Raw genomic sequence first — 16985 nt, forward strand, 5'->3', positions numbered from 1 at the left:
ATGCACGCTCCTTATCGAATCCTGAATGACGCTCTCCGTGTGCGCGCAGTTGGAGAGTCGTCGCGCCAGCCGCTCTACACGTTCCTGGGAGAGTCGGACGGCGACGAAGCCGCGCTGACGGCGTACGAGCTGGACCGCCAGGCGCGGCGGATTGCCGCGGTGTTGCAGTCCCGTGGCGCGGTGGGGCAGCGCGTGCTGCTGCTCTATCCGCCGGGGCTCGACTACCTCGCGGGTTTCTTCGGGTGTCTGTACGCGGGGGCGGTGGCGGTGCCCGCCTATCCCCCGGACCCGACGCGCCTGGAGCGCACCCTCCCCCGCCTGCGCGCCATCATCGACGACGCGCAGGCCACGGTGGTGCTCACGACCTCGGGCATCCTGGGGCTCGCGGACTTCGTGTTCGAGCAGGCGCCGGACTTCCGGGCGCTCCAGTGGTTGTCCACCGACGACCTGCCCGAGGGCCCGGAGGACACGTGGAAGGAGCCCGACGTGGGCCCCGACGCGCTGGCGTTCCTCCAGTACACGTCCGGCTCCACGGGGACGCCCAAGGGCGTGATGTTGTCCCACGCGAACCTGCTTCACAACCTGGGGCTCATCTCCGGGGCGTTCCAGGTGCGCCGCGACAGCGTGGGCGTCATCTGGCTGCCGCCGTACCACGACATGGGGTTGATCGGCGGCATCCTCCAGCCGCTGTACGGCGGCTTCACCGTGACGCTGATGTCACCGATGTCGTTCCTCCAGCGCCCCATGCGGTGGCTGGAGGCGGTGTCCCGGTTCCGCGGGACGGTGAGCGGCGGACCGAACTTCGCGTTCGAGTTGTGCGCGCGACGGGCGACGCCGGATGAGGTGAAGGCGCTCGACCTGAGCGCGTGGGAGGTGGCCTTCTGTGGCGCGGAGCCGATTCGCGCCGCCACGCTGGAGCGCTTCGCGGAGGTGTTCGCGCCCGCGGGCTTCCGTCGCGAGGCGTTCTATCCCTGCTACGGCCTGGCGGAAGGCACGCTCATCGTCACCGGTGAGGAGAAGGGCCGCGTGCCGCGCGTGCATCATCTGGAGGATGCGGCGCTGTCGCGTGGGAGCGCGGTGCGGGTGGCCCCGGATGCGGCGGGGGTGCGTGCGCACGTGAGCTGCGGCGCGACGCTGGCCGAGCAGCGCCTGCTCATCGTGGACCCGGAGACGCGGGTGCCGCGCGCTCGGGGCGAGGTGGGTGAGATCTGGGTGTCCGGTGGGAGTGTCGCGCAGGGGTACTGGCGCAAGCCGGAGCAGTCCCGGGAGACGTTCCAGGCGCGGCCCGTGGGTGCCGAGGATGGGCCCGCGTTCCTGCGGACGGGGGACCTGGGGTTGCTGCTCGAGGACGAGCAGCTCGTCGTCACGGGGCGCCGCAAGGACCTCATCATCCTGAGGGGGCGCAACCTGTACCCGCAGGACGTGGAGGCGGTCATCGAGCGCGCGCATCGAAGCGTGCGGCCCGGGGGCGTGGCGGCGTTCGGGGTGGAGACGTCGGAGGGCGAGGCGCTCGCGGTGGTGGCCGAGGTGGCGCGCGAGCTGGCCGAGTCGAAGGACGCCGAGGCGCTGACGGCCGTGGCGGATGCCGTTCGCCAGGCGATTGCGCGGGAGCTGGAGGTCCAGCCGAGGACCGTGGCGCTGCTTCCGCCGGGCGCCGTTCCGAAGACGTCGAGCGGGAAGATCCAGCGTTACGCGTGCCGCGCGGGGCTCGCCTCGGGCGAGCTGACTGTGTTGTGGCGCTCGGACCTGGGGGCTCCGTCGACTCCGGCACGCGATGCGCCCTCTGCGCCGACGCGCGACGACGTGCCTTCCGCGTCCGGTGTGCCCTCGACTGGAGACGCCGCGTCGTCCGCTATCGTGGCTTCGGGCTCCGTGGAGTCCTCCGCGTCCGGTGTGCCCTCGGCCGGAGGCGCCGCTTCGTCCACCATCGCAGCGTCGGGCGCCACGGGGAGAGCGGATGCGAGCGCCTCGACCGTGCCTTCGCACGGCGGACCCTCCCTCAATGAATCGGGTTCTGTCAGCCGCACGGACGCGGGCTCTTCGCTGGCGCGGGCAGGTGCGGTCGCCGCGTCGTCCTCGGTGTCAGCAGCGGAGCTGGAGCGTGCGCTGCGCGAGGAGATCTCCGCCGTGCTGGGTGGGGCATCGTCGGCACTCGACGCGGATGCGCCGCTGACGCGATTGGGCATGGATTCTCTCGGTGCGGCGGACCTGCAGTCCCGCATCGAGAAGCGCCTGGGCGTACGGGTCTCCGCGGCCACGCTGCTCCAGGACGTGAGCCTCCAGGGCCTCATCTCGGAGGTCCTCAAGGCCGGCCAGGGCGGCACGGATTCGCGTCCGGGGCCCGTGGCACGAGGAGGCACCTCCCTGGGAGACCACCCCGCGTCCTTCGCGCAGCAGAGACTCTGGTTCATCCAGCAGCTCGAGCCGGCGTCGACCGCCTACCACATCCCCCTCGCCTTCTCGCTGCGTGGGCCGCTCGATACGCAGGCCCTGGAGCGCGCGCTGAACGAGCTGGTCCGCCGCCATGACGTCCTGCGGACCACGCTCACCGAGAAGGACGGCGCGCTCACCCAGCACGTCCACGCTCCCTCGCCCGTCGCCCTCGAAAGGGTCCTCGCGGAGGCGGAGGATGTCGCGGACCGGGCCTCCGTGCTCGACGCGGTGGCCGTGCGCGATGGTCAGCGCCCGATGGACCCCGCGACGGGGCCGTTGCTCCGCTTCACCCTGGTCCGCTTCGCGGCGGAGGACCACTCCCTCGTCGTCTCCGTGCACCACCTGGTCGCGGATGGCTGGTCCATCGGCCTGATGGCCCGGGAGCTCGCGACCCTGCTCGTCGCGTTCACCCAGGGACAGCCTTCTCCTCTGCCCACGCCCACGCTCCAGTACGCGGACTTCGCGTTGTGGCAGCACGAGCACCTCACCCCCAAGGCCCTGCGCAAGGAGCTGACGTGGTGGAAGCAGGCGCTCGCGGAGGCGCCGTCCCTGCTCGCGCTTCCCACGGACCGTCCTCGCCCCCAGCGCCTGTCGTTCCACGGTGCCCGCCGCTCACGGCTGCTGCCCGCCGCGCTGATGACGAAGCTCCACGCGCTGGGCCGCCGTGAAGGCGTCACCCCGTTCATGAGCGTGGTCACCGCGCTGTCCACCGTGCTCCACCGCTGGAGCGGACAGTCCGACTTCGTGCTCGGCTCCGCGGTCTCCGGCCGCGAGGTCCCGGGCATCCGCGCGCTGATGGGCGACTGCACCAACTTCATCCCCCTGCGCGTCCGCCTGCCGACCGAGGCCACCGTGAAGGGGCTGCTCTCCGCCGTGAAGCAGAGCACCCTGGGCGCGCTCGCGCACTCGCATTGCCCGTTCGACCACGTGCTCGCGGCCGTGCAGCCCGGCTCACAGCGGCGCGAGCTGTACAACGTCGCCTTCGTCCTCGACGACTACGACATCCCCCGTGACCTGTCCGTGGGCCAGGGACTCACGCTGGACGTGTCGCTGCTGGACAACCGCACCACCGAGCTGGACCTCACCTTCGAGGCCGTCCACCGTCCCGAGGGCCTGCTCATCGGCTGCAAGTACGCGGCGGACCTCTTCGACGCGGAGACCATCGACCGTCTGCTGGGCCACCTCGAGGTCGTGGTCGGCGCGATGACCGAGGCCCCCGAGCAGCGCATCGCCGAGCTGCCCCTGATGATGGAGGCCGAGCGTCAGCACGTCCTCCACGCGTGGAACCCCCGCGCCGACGCGCCGAGCGACGGCACGCTGGTGGAGCGCTTCGAGGCGCAGGTGGACCGCTCACCCGACGCCATCGCCGTCACCTTCGAGTCCACGCGCCTCACGTACCGTGAGCTGGACGGCCGCGCGAACCGTCTGGCCCAGGTGCTGCTGCGCCATGGCGTGGGCCCTGATGTCCTGGTGGGCGTGTGCCTGGAGCGCGGGCTGGAGCTGGTGGTGGCCCTGCTCGGCATCCTCAAGGCCGGCGGTGCCTACCTCCCGCTGGACCCGTCCTACCCCCGCGAGAACCTCGCGTTCATGCTGGAGGACGCGCAGGCCCCGGTCCTCATCACGCAGTCGTCGCTGGAGGACCGCATCCCCGCGCAGGGCAGCGCGGCCGTGATTCGCATGGACACGGACGCGGACGTCTCGGGCTCCGCCCCGCGTCCGCCGCGCTGCAATGCGCCGAGCGACCTGGCCTACGTCATCTACACCTCTGGCTCCACGGGTCGTCCCAAGGGCGTGATGGTGCGCCACGACAACGTCGTGCGCCTCTTCACCGCCACGGATGCGTGGTTCCACTTCGGGCCCGAGGACGTGTGGACGCTGTTCCACTCGTACGCGTTCGACTTCTCCGTGTGGGAGCTCTGGGGCGCGCTCCTGTACGGCGGCCGACTGGTGGTGGTGCCGTACTGGGTGAGCCGCTCGCCCGAGGCGTTCCACCGACTGCTCGCCGACGAGCAGGTCACCGTCCTCAACCAGACGCCCACCGCGTTCCGTCAGCTCATCCACGCCGAGCAGCAGGCTGCGGCGCGAGGACCGGTCGCGACGCTGTCCCTGCGCTACGTCATCTTCGGCGGTGAAGCGCTGGACATGGCCGCGCTGCGTCCCTGGTTCGAGCGGCACGGCGATGAGCAGCCGACGCTCGTCAACATGTACGGCATCACCGAGACCACGGTGCACGTCACCTACCGTCCCGTCCGGATGGCGGACGTGGACCGACCGTGGTCCAGCGTCATCGGCTGCCCGATTCCGGACCTCCAAATCTACCTGCTGGATTCCTCCGGACAGCCGGTGCCCGTGGGTGTCCCAGGTGAGATTCACGTGGGGGGCGCGGGCGTGGCGCGCGGCTACCTGCGGCGCCCCGAGCTCACCGCCGCCCGCTTCGTGGAGGACCGCTTCGGCGCCGTGCGCGGGCGCAAGCTGTACCGCGCGGGCGACCTGGCGCGGCGCCTGGCCAACGGGGACCTCGAGTACCTGGGCCGCATCGACAACCAGGTGAAGATCCGCGGCTTCCGCATCGAGCTGGGGGAGATCGAGTCCGCGCTGAGCACCCACCCCTCGGTCCGCGAGGCGGTGGTGATGGCCCGCGAGGACTCGCCCGGGGACAAGCGGCTGGCCGCGTACGTCGTCCTGGGCGACCTGGACACCTCGGCGAGCGTGGAGCAGACGGCGCAGTGGAAGGCCGTCTACGACGAGACGTACACGCAAGGTGAGCGCAGCGAGGACGCCACCTTCGACATCTCCGGCTGGAACGACAGCTACACCGGAGGCCCGCTCCCGGCGCCGCAGATGCGCGAGTGGGTGGACACCACCGTCCGACAGATCCTGTCCCTGCGCCCCCGACGCGTGCTCGAGCTGGGCTGCGGAACGGGGCTGCTCCTGTACCGGCTGGCCCCCCGCTGCGAGGCGTACTGGGGCGTGGACTTCGCGCGCCCCGCGCTGGACCGCATCGAGCGTCAGAAGGAGCGGCTCGGGGAGTCGCTGCGCTCGGTCCACCTGCTGCACCGCACGGCGGACGACCTGTCGGGCATCGAGCCTCGCTCGTTCGACACCGTCATCCTGAACTCCGTCATCCAGTACTTCCCGAGCGGGGACTACCTGCTCCAGGTGCTCAAGGGCGCGGTGGCGGTGCTCAAGCCCGGGGGCCGCATCTTCCTGGGCGACGTGCGCAACCTGGAGGTGCTGGAGGCCTTCCGCGCCTCGGTGCGGCTGCACCGCGCGCCTCCGAACCTGTCCACCGCGCAGCTCCAGTACCGCGTGCAGCGCGACGTGATGGCCGAGGAGGAGCTGGTCCTCTCGCCCACGTTCTTCACGTCGTTGACCACGCGCCTGCCCGGCATCTCCCGCGTGGAGGTCCTGCCCAAGCATGGCCGCTACGACAACGAGCTGAGCCGCTTCCGCTACGAGGTCATCCTCCACGTCGGCGAGGCCACCTCGCTCCCGCGCCCCGATTGGACGGACGGGAGCCAGCTGTCGCTGGAGTCGCTGCGCCAGAAGCTGGAGGCCCAGCCGACGATGCTCGCGGTGCGCAGCCTGCCGAACGCGCGCATCCTCGATGACACCCGGCTGGTCGAGCTGCTGTCCGGCTCGGGTCGCCCGCCCCATGTGGCCGCGCTGCGCGAGGTGCTCCGCGACTGGCCCGGTTCGCGCGGTGTGGAGCCGGAGGACCTCTACGCGCTGGGCGGAGTGCTCGGCTACGACGTCAAGGTGAGCTGGGCGGGCGCGCACTCGAACGGTGCGCTGGACGTGGTCTTCACCCGCACGGGCGAGCCCGCGCTCTTCGACCTCTCGTCCGAGGAGGATCCGCGTCCCGTCTCCGCGCTGGCGAACGACCCGATGCGCGGGGCCCGGAGCGCGCGTGAGCTCGCGCGCATCCGTCAGGCCCTCACGGAGCGCCTGCCGCCGCACATGGTGCCGTCGGCGTTCGTCGTGCTGCCGTCCCTGCCGCTGACGCCCAGCGGGAAGGTCAACCGTGGCGCGCTGCCCGCGCCGGAAGCGGACCGCTCGGTCATCGAGGACGAGTACCTGGCGCCGCGGACTCCGATGGAGGAGACCGTCGCCCGCATCTTCTCGGAGGTGCTCGGCCACTCCCGCGTGGGCGCGCGCGATGACTTCTTCGCGCTCGGCGGGCACTCGCTGCTCGCCACCCAGGTGGTGACCCGACTGCGCGCGCAGCTCGGCGTCTCCCTGTCCCTCCGAGCCCTCTTCGAGGCCCCCACCGTCGAGCGCCTCGCCGAGCGTCTCGCGCCCCTGCAGGGTGCGCCCGCGGAGGCACGGCCGGAGCCGCTGGAGCGCATCCCGCGCACGGACGAGGCCCTGGCGGTGTCGTTCGCGCAGCAGCGCCTGTGGTTCCTGGAGCAGCTCCAGCCGGGACAGGCCGCGTACAACATCCCCGTGGCCCTGCGGCTGTCGGGACGTCTCGATGTCGAGGTCCTCCGCCGCACCTTCGCGGAGGTGGTCCGTCGGCACGAGCCGCTGCGCACCACCTTCGCCACCCAGGACGCCCAGCCGGTGCAGCGGGTCCACCCCGCGCCGGACGCCTGGGCGCTGGCCGTCGAGGACTTGAGCGCGCTCGAGCCCTCCGCGCGAGAGGCCGCGGTGAAGCAGCGGCTCTCCGAGGAGGCGCATCACCCGTTCGACCTGGAGCACGGCCCGCTGCTGCGCACGGCCCTGCTGCGGCTCGGCGCCGAGGAGCATCTGCTGTCGCTGTGCATGCACCACATCGTCTCGGACGGCTGGTCCATGGGCGTGCTGGTGCGCGAGGTGGCGCTGCTCTACGCGGCCTTCTCGCAGGGGCGTGAGTCGTCGCTCCCGACGCTCCCGGTCCAGTACGCCGACTACGCGGCCTGGCAGCGGCGCGTCCTGGAGGGCGACGCCGCGAGGACCCAGCTCGAAGGGTGGCGCACCCATGTCCAGGGCACTCCCGTGTTGGAGCTGCCCACGGACCACTCGCGTCCCGCGGTGCGGACCTCGCGCGGCGCGACGCGGTTCTTCTCGTTGCCGCAGGCCCTGGTCTCCCGCCTGGAGAAGCTGGCCCAGGCCGAGGGCTCCACGCTGTTCATGGTGCTGCTCGCGGGCTGGCAGACGCTGCTGTCGCGCTACTCGGGCCAGACGGACTTCAGCGTGGGCACGCCGGTGGCGCACCGCTCGCGTCCGGAGCTCGAGGGCCTCATCGGCTTCTTCGTGAACACGCTGGCCCTGCGCGCGCGACTGGAGGGTGACCCGACCTTCCTGGAGCTGCTGGGCCGGGTCCGCGAGGAGTCACTCGCGGCCTTCGCGCACCAGGACGTGCCCTTCGACAGCCTCGTCGAGGCGCTGGGCGGCGCGAGGGACTTGTCCCGCACGCCCGTGTTCCAGACGGTGTTCGTGCTCCAGAACGCGCCGCTCCAGCCTCCGTCCCTCCCGGGCCTGGGCGTGGAGCTGCTGCCCACGGCGACGGACACGTCCAGGTTCGACGTCACCGTCTCGCTGATGGAGCGCCAGGGAACGCTGGAAGGACAGCTCGAATACAGCCTGGACCTCTTCACCCCGGCCACGGCCGCGCGACTGGTGGAGCACTTCCAGCGCTTGCTCCAGGGAATCGTCGAGGACTCGCGCAGCCGGCTCTCGGCGCTTCCGCTGATGTCCGAGGCCGAGCGTCGCCAGGTGCTCGTCGACTGGAACGACACCCGCGTGGCCGAGGCCGCGCCCGACACCACCTTGCACGCGCTCGTCGCCGCGCGGGCCCGGGCGACTCCTGACGCCGTGGCCGTGGAGGCCGGGGCTCAGGTGCTCACCTACGGACAGCTCGACGCTCGCTCGAACCAGCTGGCCCGGCACCTCTTGTCCCTGGGGTTGGGCACGGAGCCTCGCGTGGGCCTGTGCCTGACGCGAGGGCTGGAGCTCATCGTGGGCATGCTCGGCGTCCTGAAGGCCGGGGGCAGCTACGTGCCCATGGACCCGACGTGGCCCGAGCAGCGACGGGCCCATGTCCTCGCGGACGCGGGGCTCTCCTCGGTCCTCACCGTGGACGCCTTCTCCGAGGTGCTCCCGGCCCGCTCGCGTGTCCGGCTGGACTCGGACTGGAGCGTCATCGCGCGCCAGTCGGCGGACCCGGTATCGCTCCCGGAGAGCGCGGACCAGCTCGCGTACGTCACGTACACCTCCGGCTCCACCGGCCTGCCCAAGGGCGTGGCCGTCTCGCATCGCGCGGTGCTCCGGCTGGCCCAGGGGCTGCGCATGGCGACGGGGCCGGAGGACATCGTCCTCCAGGTCTGCGCGCCCACGTTCGATCCGCACGTCTTGGAGGTGTGGACCACGCTGACCTTCGGCGCGCGGCTCGTCGTCTACCCGGCACATACGCCCGAGGTGGCGGAGCTGGCGAGCCTCATCATCGAGCGCAAGGTGAACGCGGCCGTCCTGGCCACGGCGCTGTTCGACGTCATGCAGCAGCACCAGCCGGAGGCCCTGGCCCAGGTGCGGCGACTCGTGGTCGGTGGCGACGTGCTGCCCGCGCCTCGCGTCCAGGAGCGACTGGCGCAGGGGCGCTCCATCACCAACGGCTACGGTCCCACCGAGGCCACCGTCGCGGCCACGCAGCACACGCTGAACCCCGGTGACGTGCCGGGGGACTCCATCCCCATCGGACGCCCGCTGGCGAACACGCAGGTCTACGTGCTGGATGTACACCTGCGTCCGGTGCCTGTGGGTGTCCCGGGTGAGCTGTTCATCGGCGGCCCGGGGCTCGCTCGGGGTTACCAGCATCAGCCCGCGCTCACCGCGGAGCGCTTCGTGCCGCATCCCTTCGCCACCACCCCCGGCGAGCGCCTCTACCGCTCGGGCGACCGGGTGCGCTGGCGTCAGGACGGGACGCTCGAGTTCCTGGGGCGCATCGACTTCCAGGTGAAGGTGCGCGGCTTCCGCATCGAGCTGGGCGAGGTCGAGTCCCTCCTGCGTGCCCACGCCGGAGTCGCCGAGGTCGCGGTGGTGGTGCGAGAGGACGCGCCCGGCGACAAGCGCCTGGTGGCTTATGTCGCGCCCGCCACCGTGGACGTGGAGGCACTGCGTGTCCACCTGCGGAGCCACGTGCCCGAGTACATGGTGCCGAGCGCGTTCGTCACGCTCGCCACCCTGCCCCAGACGTCCCACGGCAAGGTCGACCGCAAGGCCCTGCCCGCGCCGCACTTCACGTCGGGCGCGGCGGACTTCGAGGCGCCCCGGACTGACTTGGAGCGACAGCTCGCGGACCTCTTCCGCGAGGTGCTGCGCGTGGAGCGCGTGGGCCGACAGGACGACTTCTTCCTGCTCGGTGGCCACTCGCTGCTCGCCACCCAGGTGGTGACGCGCCTGCGCGCCCGGCTGGGGACGTCGCTGTCCCTGCGCGCGTTCTTCGAGGCGCCCACCGTGGCGCGGCTCGCCGAGCACCTGTCCGCCGCGTCGCCCGTGACCGAGCTGCCGCCCCTGGTGCCCGTATCCCGTGACTCGGGCGCGCTGGAGCTGTCGTTCGCCCAGCAGCGGCTGTGGTTCATGGACCAGCTCCAGCCGGGCCTCGTGGCGTTCAACATGCCCGCGGCGCTGAGGCTGCGCGGACCGCTCCAGGTGGACGTGCTCCGCCGGGCCTTCCGCGAGGTGGCTCGACGACACGAGTCGCTGCGCACCACCTTCACGGCTCGCGACGGAAGCCCCGTGCAGCGCATCCACGCCGCGCCCGAGCACTGGGCGTTGGAGGTCGAGGACCTGAGCGCGCTGGAGCCCTCCGCGCGTGAGGCCGCCTCCGAGCGTCGCATCGTCGAAGAGGCCCACCGACCCTTCGACCTGGAGCACGGTCCGCTGCTGCGCACCGCCCTGCTGAAGCTGGGCGCGCGGGAACACATCCTGCTGCTGTGCATGCATCACATCGTCTCGGACGGCTGGTCCGTGGACGTGCTGATCCGGGAGATCGCCGAGCTGTACACCGCGCTCCTGGAGGACAAGGCGCCCGTGCTGCCGGAGCTGCCCGTGCAGTACGCGGACTTCGCGGCGTGGCAGCGTCGGGTGCTGGATGGAGCGACGGTGGGCGCGCAGGTCGAGTGGTGGCGCTCGCGACTCGAAGGGGCTCCCGTGCTGGAGCTGCCCACGGACCACTCGCGGCCCGCGTCGCGCAGCTACCAGGGCGCGATGCACGCCTTCCGTCTGCCCGCGGACCTCGTGACGGGGCTGGAGTCCCTGGGGCGCGCGCGGGGCGCGACGCTCTTCATGGTGTTGATGACGGGCTGGCAGGCGCTGCTGGCGCGGTACTCGGGACAGCGGGACTTCACCACCGGGACGACGGTGGGCCACCGCGAGCGGCCCGAGCTGGAGGGGTTGATCGGCTTCTTCGTCAACACCGTCCCGCTGCGCTTCCAGTGGCACGAGGACCCCACCGTCGCGACCATGGTCCAGCAGGTCAAGGACGTGGCCCTGGCCGCCTTCGCGCACCAGGACGTGCCCTTCGAGCGGGTCGTCGAGGCCCTCGGCGGTGAGCGAGACCTGTCCCGCACGCCGCTGTTCCAGACGCTGTTCGTGCTCCAGAACACGCCCATGCGCGCTCCGTCGCTGTCGGGTGTGCAGGTGGACCTGCTGCCGAGCGCGACCCGGACGGCGCGCTACGACCTCACGCTCTCGCTGATGGAGCGCGACGGCGCGCTGGAGGGACAGCTCGAGTACAGCACCGACTTGTTCACCGAGGCGACCATCCGCCGGATGGCGGACCACCTGGGCGTGGTGCTCGAGGCCCTGGCCCGGGGCGGCGTGGAGCAGCGGCTCAGCCAGCTCCCGCTGATGCGCGACGAGGAGCGCGAGACGCTCCTTCGCACGTGGAACGACACCCACGTGGACCTGCCGGCCGTGGCGACGATTCCCGCGCTGTTCGCCGCGCAGGTGGCGCGGACTCCGTCGGCCGTGGCGGTGGAGGTCGAAGGTCAGACGCTCACGTACGCGCAGCTCGATGAGCGGTCCAACCAGCTCGCGCACCACCTGCGCGCCCTGGGCCTGGGCGTCGAGTCCCGCGTGGGCGTGTGCCTGCATCGGGGGCTGGAGATGGTCGTGGGGGTGCTGGGCATCCTCAAGGTCGGCGGCTGCTACGTGCCGCTGGACCCGTCGTATCCGGCGCAGCGCCTGGCGTTCCTCTTCGAGGACTCGGGCGTGGTGGCGGTGCTCACGCAGTCCTCGCTGGAGGACGAGCTGCCCGCGGGCTCGCAGTTCCTGGTGAGCCTGGACTCCGAATGGAACGCCATCGCGCGCCGGCCCACGCACGCGGTGAGCGCGGACCTCGGTCCGGACCACCTGGCGTACGTCTCGTACACGTCGGGCTCCACGGGCACGCCCAAGGGCGTGGCCATCCCGCACCGAGGCGTCATCCGACTGCTCACCGGTGCGCGCTTCGTGGACCTGGGACCCAAGGAGGTGGTCCTCCAGCTCGCGCCCTTGGCCTTCGATGCGTCCACGCTGGAGCTGTGGGGCGCCCTGCTGTTCGGCGGTCGGCTGGTCATCTACCCGCAGGCGACGCCGGACCTGAAGGAGCTGGGCGAGGCACTGGTCCGTCACCAGGTCTCACTGCTCTGGCTCACGGCGGCGCTGTTCGACCAGATGCAGCAGCATCAGCCGGAGGCGCTCGCTGGCGTGCGTCAGTTGCTCGCGGGTGGCGACGTGCTGCCCGCGCCGCGAGTGCGCGAGCGACTGGCGAGTGGCCAGGGGCTGGTGAACGGCTACGGCCCCACGGAGGGCACGACGTTCACGGCCTGCCACCGGATGTCCCGGGGTGACGACGTGGGCCTGTCCGTGCCCATCGGTCGCCCCATCGGGAACACCCAGGTCTTCGTCCTGGACGAGTCGATGCAGCCCGTGCCCGTGGGTGTCCCGGGCGAGCTGTTCATCGGTGGCGATGGCCTCGCGCGCGGCTACCTGGGCCAGCCCGCCCTCACCGCGGAGCGCTTCGTCCCCCACCCCTTCTCGACGACGCCGGGGGCGCGGCTGTACCGCTCCGGGGACCGCGTGCGCTGGGCCGAGGACGGCACGCTGCGCTTCCTGGGCCGCACGGACTTCCAGGTGAAGGTGCGTGGCTTCCGCATCGAGCTGGGAGAAATCGAGGCCACGCTCCGCGCCCACGCGGGTGTGGTCGAGGCCACGGTGGTGGTGCGCGAGGACTCGCCCGGCGACAAGCGCCTGGTGGCCTACGTGGTGCCGGAGTCACTGGAGACGGGCGCGCTGCGTGAGCACCTGCGGCGTCAGCTGCCGGAGTACCTGGTGCCCACCGCGTTCGTCGCGCTCCAGGCGCTGCCCCTGTCGCCCAACGGCAAGGTGGACCGCAAGGCGCTGCCCGCGCCGGAGCTCGGCTCGACGACGACCGTCTCCGAGGACTCCTTGCCCCTCCTCCAGCAGCAGCTCGCGGCGCTGTTCCGCGAGGTGTTGAAGGTGGACCGGGTGGGCCCGGACGACGACTTCTTCGAGCTGGGAGGTCACTCGCTCCTGGCCACGCAACTGGTGACCCGGGTGCGCGCGCTGCTGGGCGTGGACTTGCCGCTGCGCGTGTTGTTCGAGGCCCCGACGCTGGCCGGCCTCGCGCGACACCTCGAGGAGCTGATGCTGAAGGCGTCCCGGACGCAGATGCCGCCGCTGGTATCGGTGGCTCGCGACGAGGCGTTGCCCCTGTCGTTCGCGCAGCAGCGCCTGTGGCTCCTGGAGCAGCTCCAGCCGGGACAGGCCGTCTACAACGTCCCCGTGGCGCTGCGGATGACGGGCGCGCTCGACGTCGAGGTGCTGACGCAGACGTTCGCGACCCTCGTGCGCCGTCACGAGGTGCTGCGGACGACCTTCGGTGCACGGGAGGGCGTGCCGTTCCAGCGCATCCAGCCCGCGCCGAAGCAGTGGCTGTTGCCCGTAGTAGACCTGAGCACGCTGCCGGACTCCGCGCGTGAACCGGCGCTGCGTGCCCGGATGTCCGAGGAGGCGCATCACCGGTTCGATCTCCAGACCGGGCCGTTGCTGCGCACGGTGCTGGTGCGCACGTCCGCCTCCGAGCATGTCCTGCTGCTGTGCATGCACCACATCGTCTCGGACGGTTGGTCCATGGGCGTGCTGGTGCATGAGGTGGCGTCCATCTACGAGGCGCTCGCGGAGGGCCGGTCCGTGCCCCTGCCCAAGCTGCCCGTGCAGTACGCGGACTTCGCGGCATGGCAGCGCGAGTGGGTGAAGTCGGAGGGCATCCAGACGCAGCTCGAGGGCCTGCGTGCCCGCTTCACCGGCGCACCCGCGCTGGAGCTCCCCGCGGACACCGTCCGTCCGGCGACCCGTACGATTCGGGGAGGCAGCCACTTCTTCACGCTGCCGCCGGAGCTGGTGGCGGAGCTGGAGACGCTGGCGCGGAAGGAAGGGGCCACGCTGTTCATGGTCCTGCTCGCGGCGTTCGAGGTGCTGTTGTCCCGCTACTCGGGGCAGCAGGACTTCTGCGTCGGCAGCCCCGTGGCGCAGCGCACCCGGTCCGAGCTGGAGCCGCTCATAGGCTTCTTCGTCAACACGCTGGTGCTGCGCGCCCGCGTGGATGGCAACCCGACGTTCAGCGAGCTCGTGTCTCGCGTCCGAGAGGAGTCCCTGGCCGCGTACGTCCATCAGGACGTGCCGTTCGACCAGCTCGTGGAGGCGCTCGGTGGCGAGCGCGAGGGCCGCAGGTCCCCGCTCATCCAGGTCATGTTCGCGCTCCAGAACGCGCCCATGCAGCCTCCCGCGCTTCCGGGTGTCCGCGTGGACGTGCTCAAGACCACGACGAACACGGCGCGACTCGACCTCACGATGTCGATGATGGAGCAGCCGGATGGCGGGCTCGATGGCGCGCTGGAGTACAGCCTCGACCTGTTCTCGGCCGCGTCCGCCGAGCGACTGGGACAGCACTTCCGCGTCCTGCTGGAGGCAGTGGTTCGTGATGCCCGGAGCCCCATCGCCGACCTCCCGCTGATGGGCGAGGAGGAGCGGCAGCAGGTGTTGGTGGGGTTCCAGGGACGCACGGAGGCATACCCGAAGGAGGCGACGCTGCATGCGCTCATCGAGGCGCAGGTGCGACGCACGCCGGAGGCGGAGGCGGTTCGCTTCGAGGGAAGCACCCTCACCTACGCGCAGCTGGATGCTCGGGCGAACCAGTTGGCCCACCACCTGCGCACGCTGGGAGCCAAGCCCGGGGTGCTGGTGGGGGTGTGCCTGGAGCGCTCGCTGGAGTTGGTGGTGGCGCTGCTGGGAGTGCTCAAGTCGGGAGCGGCCTACGTGCCGCTGGACCCGGCGTACCCGAGGGAGCGCCTGGCGGGGATGTTGGAGGACGCGGATGCACCCGTCCTCGTCACGCACGAGAAGCTGAAGTCGGTGCTGCCCGCGCACGGCTCGCGAGTGGTGAGCCTCGACACGGAGTGGGCCACGGTGGCCCGTCAGCCTGCGACGGCACCCACTCCGGTGGGAGGCGCGGACTCACTGGCGTACGTCATCTTCACGTCCGGCTCGACGGGCCGTCCGAAGGGGGCGATGAACGCGCACGCGGGCATCGTCAACCGACTCATGTGGATGCAGCAGGAGTACGGGCTGACGGCAGCGGACACGGTGGTGCAGAAGACACCGTTCAGCTTCGACGTGTCGGTGTGGGAGTTCTTCTGGCCGCTGCTGACGGGGGCGAGGTTGGTGGTGGCGAAGCCGGGAGGGCACCAGGACCCGGCGTACCTGGCGAAGCTGCTGCGGGACGAGCGAGTGACGACGGTGCACTTCGTGCCGTCGATGCTGCGGGCCTTCCTGGAGGAGCCGGGCATTGAAGGGCTGAGCCACCTGCGGCGGGTGGTGTGCAGCGGCGAGGCGCTGACGGCGGACCTGGTGGCGAAGACGCACGCGCGGCTGCCGTCTGGAGCAGAGGTGCACAACCTCTACGGCCCGACGGAGGCGGCGGTGGACGTCTCGTACTTCCACTGCGCGCGAGGCACTCCGCGCACGAGCATTCCGATCGGGCGTCCGGTGGCGAACACGCGGCTGTACGTGCTGGACGCGCAGGGCCAGCCGACGCCGGTGGGAGTGCCCGGAGAGCTCTTCATCGGCGGCGTGCAGGTAGGCCTGGGGTATTGGCGCCGGCCGCAGTTGACGGCGGAGCGCTTCGTGCCGGACGTGTACTCGCAGGTGCCCGAGGCGCGGCTGTACCGCACCGGAGACGTGGCGAGGTGGCTGGCGGACGGGACGCTGGAGTACCTGGGCCGCTCGGACTTCCAGGTGAAGCTCAGAGGCTTCCGGATTGAATTGGGAGACATCGAGGCGGCGCTGCTGTCACACGCCTCGGTGCGAGAGGCCGTGGTCCTCGTGCGTGAGGACTCCCCGGGCGACCAGCGCCTCGTCGCCTACGTCACCCAGTCCACTCCGTCCGCCGACACGAGTGGATTGAAGGACTTCCTGTCGACGCGCTTGCCCACCTTCATGGTGCCCTCGGCCTTCGTCGTCCTCCCGGCCTTCCCGCTGTCCCCGAGTGGGAAGCTGGACCGGAAGGCGCTCCCGGCCCCCGTGGCACCCCCGACCCCGGGAGGCCCCGCCGTGCCCTCCGCACCCGAACGTCTCACCCCCTTCCAGCAGCGCGTCGCCACCGCCTTCCGTGAGCTGCTCCGCGTCGAGCGTGTGGGCCTGCACGATGACTTCTTCGCGCTGGGCGGACACTCGCTGCTCGCCACCCAGCTCGTCTCGCGCCTGCGCACCACGTTCGGCGTCGAGCTGCCCGTGCATGCCCTGTTCGACGCGCCCACCGTGGCCCGAGTCACGGAGTTGGTCGAGGAAGGGATGCTGTTCCGCGACGCACCGTCACAGGTGCCCCCGCTGCGGCCCATCCCGCGCGATGGCGAGCTGCCGCTGTCGTTCGCGCAGCAGCGCCTGTGGTTGCTCGACCAGGTCCAGCCCGGAGGCACGCAGTACAACATCTCCGGCGCCATCCGGCTGGAGGGCGCGTTGAACCCGGAGGCGCTGCGACAGGCGCTCGACCTGCTCGTGTCCCGCCACGAGCCTCTCCGCGCGACCTTCGGACTGAAGGACGGTCAGCCCGTCCAGACGCTCCATCCGCACAGGCCCTGGTCGCTGCCGCTCACGGACCTGTCGGACGTCGCGCCGCCGGAGCGCGAGGCCGCCGCGCGCAAGTACGCCGCCGAGGAGGCCAGTCAGCCCTTCAACCTGTCCACGGGCCCGCTCCTGCGCACCGCGCTGCTCAAGCTGGACGATGAGCTGCACGTCCTGGTGCTGGTCATGCACCATATCGTCTCGGATGGTTGGTCCCTGGCGGTGATGGTGCGCGAGGTGGCGCTGGCCTACGAGGCCTTCGCCGCGCGGAGGGCCCCTGCCCTCTCCCCGCTGCCCGTGCAGTACGTCGACTTCGCGGCGTGGCAGCGCCAGTGGCTCCAGGGCGACACGCTGGCCAAGGAGGTCGACTGGTGGAAGCAGCGGCTCGCCGGGGCGCCCCTCGTCCTCGACCTGCCCACGGACCTGCCCCGTCCCGCGATGCGCACACC

Annotated in this window: 1 protein-coding gene (running past one end of the window); it reads left to right on the forward strand. The window is 71.4% G+C overall.

What is annotated here, in order from left to right; all coding sequences use genetic code 11:
- Positions 1-16985, forward strand: the 5' portion of a protein-coding gene (locus OWM54_RS41975; protein WP_267700953.1) for a non-ribosomal peptide synthase/polyketide synthase. 25597 nt of this gene lie beyond the right edge of the window; only the first 16985 of its 42582 coding nucleotides appear in the window; the start codon lies at positions 1-3; the stop codon falls past the right edge of the window.

Source organism: Myxococcus sp. MISCRS1, from assembly GCF_026626605.1.
GTDB lineage: Bacteria > Myxococcota > Myxococcia > Myxococcales > Myxococcaceae > Myxococcus > Myxococcus fulvus.